Genomic DNA, 1,250 nt, shown 5'->3' on the forward strand with positions numbered 1-1,250 from the left:
GGAACTTGCACCGATTCAGTTGACACATGATTGCTGCCGCTGCTGTTGCTCGAATTTAACCGGGGATAGATAGCTCAGCGAGGAATGTAGCCGCTGCTGGTTGTAGAAGCCGATGTAGCTGCGCAGTGCGGTACGCAGTTGCTTGTCCGTCTCGAACGACATGCCATGCAATGACTCGGTCTTCATCGAGTGGAAGAACGACTCCATGTGCGCGTTGTCGTTCATTTTTCCGGGCCGGTTCATGCTCTGCTTGATGCCCAGCCGGTTCAGCTGCTCCCGATACTCGTACGCCGCATATTCGATGCCCCGATCGCTGTGGAAGATCAAACCCGGCGACGGCTGGCGCTTGCGCACGGCATGATTCAGAGCCTGACGCGTCAGCGCAGCATCGCGACGCCGGCTCAGGCTCCAGCCCACCAGCCGCCGGGAGTGTCGATCCATCACCGCCGCCATGTAGCGCCACTGGCCCGCCACTTTGAGGTACGTCACGTCACCGACCCAGGCCTGGTCTGCATCGCTCAGCGCCACGTCTCGCAGCGCATTGGGTACGCTGGCGAAGAACTTGCGTTGCCCCACCTTGGCACGCCGGTACAGCCGGGCGCTGCGCCCCTGCAGGCCCGCCTTGCGCATCAGACGCGCCACCCGACGGCGCCCCACCTGAACGCCCTGCTGCTTGAGCTGCTGCGCAATGCGCGGGCTGCCGTAGTAGCCTCGGCTTTGCTCGTGAACCAAGCGCACCTGCTCAATGAGTTGCTCGTCGCCGGCAGCTCTGACGCTGCGCTCACGCCGGCACCAGGCGTAGTAGCCTGCGCGGGTGACTTGGTACAGCTTGCACATCACTTGGATCGAGTGGGCTTGCCGGTTTGCCGCGATGAAGGCGAAGACTTCCGCTTTTGATCTGCTGCAAACCGGATGAATTTTTTTAGCAGATCGTGCTCCGTCTGCAAACGCTTGAACTGCTGCTCGACTTCGCGCAGCCGGCGCAGCTCCGCCACTGCTGCGGGTTCAACCGGCTCGATGGGGCCGGACAGCTCGCCATCACGCACTTGCTTTCGCCACTTGGACAGCATGAAGGGATGAATGCACAAGGACTCCGCCACGTCCTTGATCAGCACCCCTGGCTGCTCGCTCATCAGCACCGCCTTGAGCTTGAAACTCAGCTCGTAACGGTGAACTTTTCTTGGCCCTGCTGTTCCCATTGAACACTTCCTTCGTTAGGTGGAAGTGTCAACGAAACCGATTCAAGCTCC

The 1,250-nt window shown here is 60.7% G+C and carries 2 protein-coding genes; both read right to left on the reverse strand.

Annotation, left to right across the window (positions count from 1 at the left end):
• Nucleotides 1–15: 15 nt before the first annotated feature.
• Entirely contained in the window at nt 16–918 is a 903-nt protein-coding gene (locus tag LNV23_RS23815; protein ID WP_318023264.1) for an IS3 family transposase, read from the reverse strand.
• The gene (locus LNV23_RS23820) at nt 837–1,199 is read right to left on the reverse strand and encodes a transposase (RefSeq protein WP_166096270.1); all 363 of its coding nucleotides are present in this window, start codon (nt 1,197–1,199) and stop codon (nt 837–839) included. The genes LNV23_RS23815 and LNV23_RS23820 overlap by 82 nt, the downstream gene beginning before the upstream one ends.
• Nucleotides 1,200–1,250: the final 51 nt, after the last annotated feature.

The sequence above is a fragment of the Kinneretia sp. DJ1R-11 genome, from assembly GCF_025717595.1.
Classification (GTDB): domain Bacteria; phylum Pseudomonadota; class Gammaproteobacteria; order Burkholderiales; family Burkholderiaceae_C; genus Paucibacter_A.

Excerpts from the sequence above, each read along its gene's own strand:
- LNV23_RS23820 (WP_166096270.1), bottom strand. The coding sequence starts at position 1,199 with ATGGGAACAGCAGGGCCAAGAAAAGTTCACCGTTACGAGCTGAGTTTC.